This window comes from Achromobacter sp. UBA5777 (assembly GCF_002418565.1).
GTDB lineage: Bacteria > Pseudomonadota > Gammaproteobacteria > Burkholderiales > Burkholderiaceae_B > Achromobacter > Achromobacter animicus.
Genome location: NZ_DIEJ01000143.1, coordinates 1 through 3,692, shown reverse-complemented (window position 1 = coordinate 3,692; position 3,692 = coordinate 1). Strand labels below are relative to the sequence as shown.

Sequence of the window (3,692 nt, the reverse complement as noted above, 5' to 3'; positions counted from 1 at the left end):
GCGCGGTCGCGCACGTCGCCCGCGCAATGCCCCGCAAGCAGCGCGGCGCCCAGCACGTCGACGCCACACCCCTTGCCGGGCGCGCATTCGGCCAACGCCCGCAGCCACGCCAGTGCCGCGCGCGCCATGGGCCATTCGTCGAGCGGACGGCCCACGGCAACGTTGAACGCAAACGCCGGCGCGCCGTCTCGCCCGGCCAGCGCCTGGCTGAGCACGCGGCGTGCAAAGGGGGATTCAGCTTCGAGTTGGGGCGAGACGATGGCATAGCGTCCGGCGGGATTGGCCTTCAGTTGGCTGGCGGCCCAGGCCGCTGCGGCGCGCCATTCGGCGCCCTGATCCGCGGCCTCGAAGCGATGCGCCAACGCTTGCACGCGTTGCGTGTCGCGCCATTGCGCCACGTCGGTGCCCTGCGCCTCGAATGCAAGCAGCAGGCGCTGAAAGCGAGGGGAAATGTCCGTGAACCCGGCAAGCACCAGTTGCCGCGGCGTGGCGAGGCGGCCGGCTTCAAGCGCGCGCAGCACGCGCGCATAACCCTGGTTCGCGTCTTCGGCGTCGATGCCGGCGAGCGTCTGGCGATAGCGCTCGCGCCATCGCGCAAAGCCGCGGTATTCGTCGGTATCCGCGCCGGACGGCACGTGCAGCGCCCATTCGTCCATGAGCAGGTCGGCATCCATCGACAACTTCGCAGCTTGGCTGGCGTCCAGCAGGACACGTTCGGCTTCTTCGATGCGGATGGCTTCGGTCCAGACGAGCTGCGTGGCGAAACTGTCGAGCCGATAGGCGGGCACGTCTTCGTCGGATTCGAACGCGAGTTCATTGGCGGATTCCGCAAGCCAGGCGGACAGCGGCAGGATGCGAGGCAATTCGCTGACCTGACGTTCCTGGCGCAGCAATCCGGCGAGCTCGAGCGTGAGGCGGCGCGACAGGCGATTGTTCACCGTCAGCACAAGCGTATCCGCCGCAGGCAAACCTGCGATGTCTGGCAACGAGAGATCGGAGTAGGTGGGCGCTGCGTCCTGCATGGTCATCCAAGGGCGCGCGCGGCAGGCGCCACGCGAAGAAAAAGAGATGAAAAAGGCGGAGAAAAATCTCCGCCGTAGGATACCGCGAGCCGGCCGGCAAAATGCGCCGGTTGCGGTAAGCCGAGCCCTGTCAAAACCCGCAGAGTGCGGCCAGGTTTTCCCAGTGAATCTGCATCTCTGGCGTGGTGTACCCCCAGAATGCAAGCCCCAACACGGCAACCAGCGCCAGCACGCCCACGGCGCGCCAGCCTTTGCGGCGCGGGGCTTCGGGGTGCGGGCTGGCGTTCATGGCGCGGTTCCGGTAGGTCGTGATCAGGCCGTTGCGGGCTGCGCCGGCGTCACCGGCTGTTCGCGCACGGGCAGGCAAAGCAGCGCGGCGATGACCGCCAGTGCAACGCCCAGCCACCAGACCAGGTCATAGCTGCCGGTCTTGGCGTAGGCGTAGCCGCCCAGCCACACGCCGATGAAGCTGCCCAACTGGTGGCCGAGGAACACGATGCCCGAGAGCGTGGCCGCATAGCGCAGTCCATAGATCTGTCCAATGAGTCCCTGTGTCAACGGCACGGTGCCCAGCCAGAACAAGCCCATCCATGCGGCAAATACGTACAACACCCATGGCGTCAATGGCACCGAGAGCAGCAACAGGATGCCGAACGCCCGCATGAAGTACACCACCGCCAGCAGGCGCTTCTTGCTGTACTTGCCGCCAAGTTTGCCGGCGTAGAACGACCCCAGAACGTTGAAGAGGCCGATGAGCGCGATTGCGGTGGCGCCCTGCCCGGCCGTCAGCCCGCCGTCGGTCACATACGCAGGCAAATGCAAGGTGATGAACGCGGTGTGGAAGCCGCAGACGAAGTAGCTCCAGAACAGGAAGTGGAACGACGGATGCCGCACGGCCTGCTTGACGGCGGTGGCCAGCGACTGCTGGGGCCCCGTGTGCGCTTGCGGCCGGCCGCGCAGGAAATACGCGAGCGGGGCGGCGCAAGCCACGAAGAGCGACAGCACCCACAGCGCGCCCGTCCAGTCCAGACCGCTGATGAGCAGTTGCCCGGTAGGCACCACGGCAAACTGCCCCAGCGAGCCGCCCGCGCTGGCAATGCCCATCGCCGTGCTGCGATAGGCGGGCGGCACGGAGCGCGCGACAACGGGCAGGATGACGGGGAAGGTCGTGCCCGCCTGGCCCAGCCCGACCAGCACGCCGGCCGTCAGATACAGCGTGGCCTCGTCGGTGGCAAAGCGCGTGCCGATGAGGCCAAGCATGTACAGCAGCGCGCCCAGGGCAATCGTGCGGCCGGAACCGTAGCGGTCGGCCAGCATGCCCATGAAGATACAGGCCACGCCCCACACCAGGTTCTGCAGGGCGAATGCCATGGAGAACACTTCGCGGCTCCAGCCGTGCGTCAGCCCCATCGGCTGCATGAAAAGGCCGAAGGTGGCGCGCACCCCCATGGCAAGCAGCACGACCAGGGTGCCCAAGGCAATGGTGCGTGCGGAAATCGTATCGGTTTGGCTAGACATGAAACCCGTGTCTGGTTGTTTTTGGGTTTGCGCCCCCTCCTCGGGGCGGCCCCGCGCGGCGGCGGGACTCAAACATCATATACAAGTCGGCAGGCGGGTCCGTGAATACCCGCGTTGGCACGACAAGCTTCGCGGACGAGGCGTTTGCGAGACGCCATCCCAAGCCCAATGATTTGGGCGTTGCCCCGCCTGCTGATAGACTTGCGTCCTGCTTCGAGGCCCGCGTCCGCAGTGCTAAACTTCGGCTCGCAAGTTCCGCAGCAATTTCAAGGCCTTAGTGCAAAAGCGCGCCCATGCTGGCGCCCGTTTGCCGCCCTCAGTGGCGCAAGCGTCTCGCGCACCCCGCCCCGCTCGCCGTAGTTAAATGGATATAACCGGCCCCTCCTAAGGGTCAATTGGTGGTTCGATTCCACCCGGCGAGGCCACTCAAGCCTCGGCCTTGCGCGCCGTTCCTCCTCAAAAAAGTCCACCCATTCAGCCAGATGAGGGTTAATCCGGGCTACGCTCTTGCGCGCTGCGCGGTTAGCTTTGCGACTTCTGACATGTGACCAATTGCTGCTGCGTCAATATGTCACTGATATTTTTTTCGGTAAACGTCGCAAATCGCCTTGCGTGGCACTTGAAATTGCTGTTTAAATTCGACGCGTAAGCCCATAATTCATCTGGACTTTTCCTGATCCGACGAAACGCCGGCTTAAGAAATATTTGTTCACAGACCGACAAGCCTGCTCAACCATGGCCTTTTCCTGGAAACGTGCAATTGCGAAAGCCCTAGCGCCTGCCGCGCTGGCGGTGTGCGCGCTCCTGCCCCCTGCGGCACAAGCAGCCAAAAATTCCGATCCTTGCAAGACAAACGCCAAATCGGCGGCCTGCAAGGCGCAACAAGCGAAGAAAGCCCCCGCGCCCAAGGCGGGCTCGGGCAAGAGCGCCGCTGCCAAGCAGGCAGCGCCGTCCGCCAAGAAGGCGCCTCCCAAATCCTCTTCGGCTAAGAAGGCCCCGCCCAAGAGCGGCAAGCAGGTTGCCGCGAAAGGCACGCCGTCCAAGAAGGCGGGCGCGTCGGGTAAGAGCGGCAAGGGTGGCAAGGCGGACAAGGCCGCTCGCGGCCGGCGCGTTGCCGCAGCCGGCGCTGCCAGCGCCGCGATGTCGCCGCCC

2 protein-coding genes, 1 tRNA gene and 2 pseudogenes are annotated in these 3,692 nt (G+C 65.2%); 2 read left to right on the top strand and 3 right to left on the bottom strand.

Annotation, left to right across the window (positions count from 1 at the left end; translation table 11 throughout):
- The 3 genes and pseudogenes from B3446_RS11085 to B3446_RS11075 form a co-directional block, all read right to left on the bottom strand.
- Positions 1-1,028 (bottom strand): annotated as a pseudogene (locus B3446_RS11085) (hypothetical protein); the annotation flags it as partial.
- A 124-nt stretch (positions 1,029-1,152) separates the two neighbouring features.
- A complete protein-coding gene (locus tag B3446_RS11080; RefSeq protein WP_291380926.1) occupies positions 1,153-1,311 on the bottom strand; it encodes a hypothetical protein in 159 nt (52 codons plus the stop codon).
- A 23-nt stretch (positions 1,312-1,334) separates the two neighbouring features.
- On the bottom strand, positions 1,335-2,540 hold the full coding sequence (locus tag B3446_RS11075) for an MFS transporter (protein WP_291380924.1): 1,206 nt from the start codon (positions 2,538-2,540) through the stop codon (positions 1,335-1,337).
- Between the two features lie 350 nt (positions 2,541-2,890).
- On the opposite strand from B3446_RS11075, the gene B3446_RS11070 reads away from it, so the two are divergent.
- Positions 2,891-2,965, top strand: a tRNA-Arg gene (locus B3446_RS11070).
- A 310-nt stretch (positions 2,966-3,275) separates the two neighbouring features.
- A pseudogene (locus B3446_RS11065) lies at positions 3,276-3,692 on the top strand (D-alanyl-D-alanine carboxypeptidase); the annotation flags it as partial.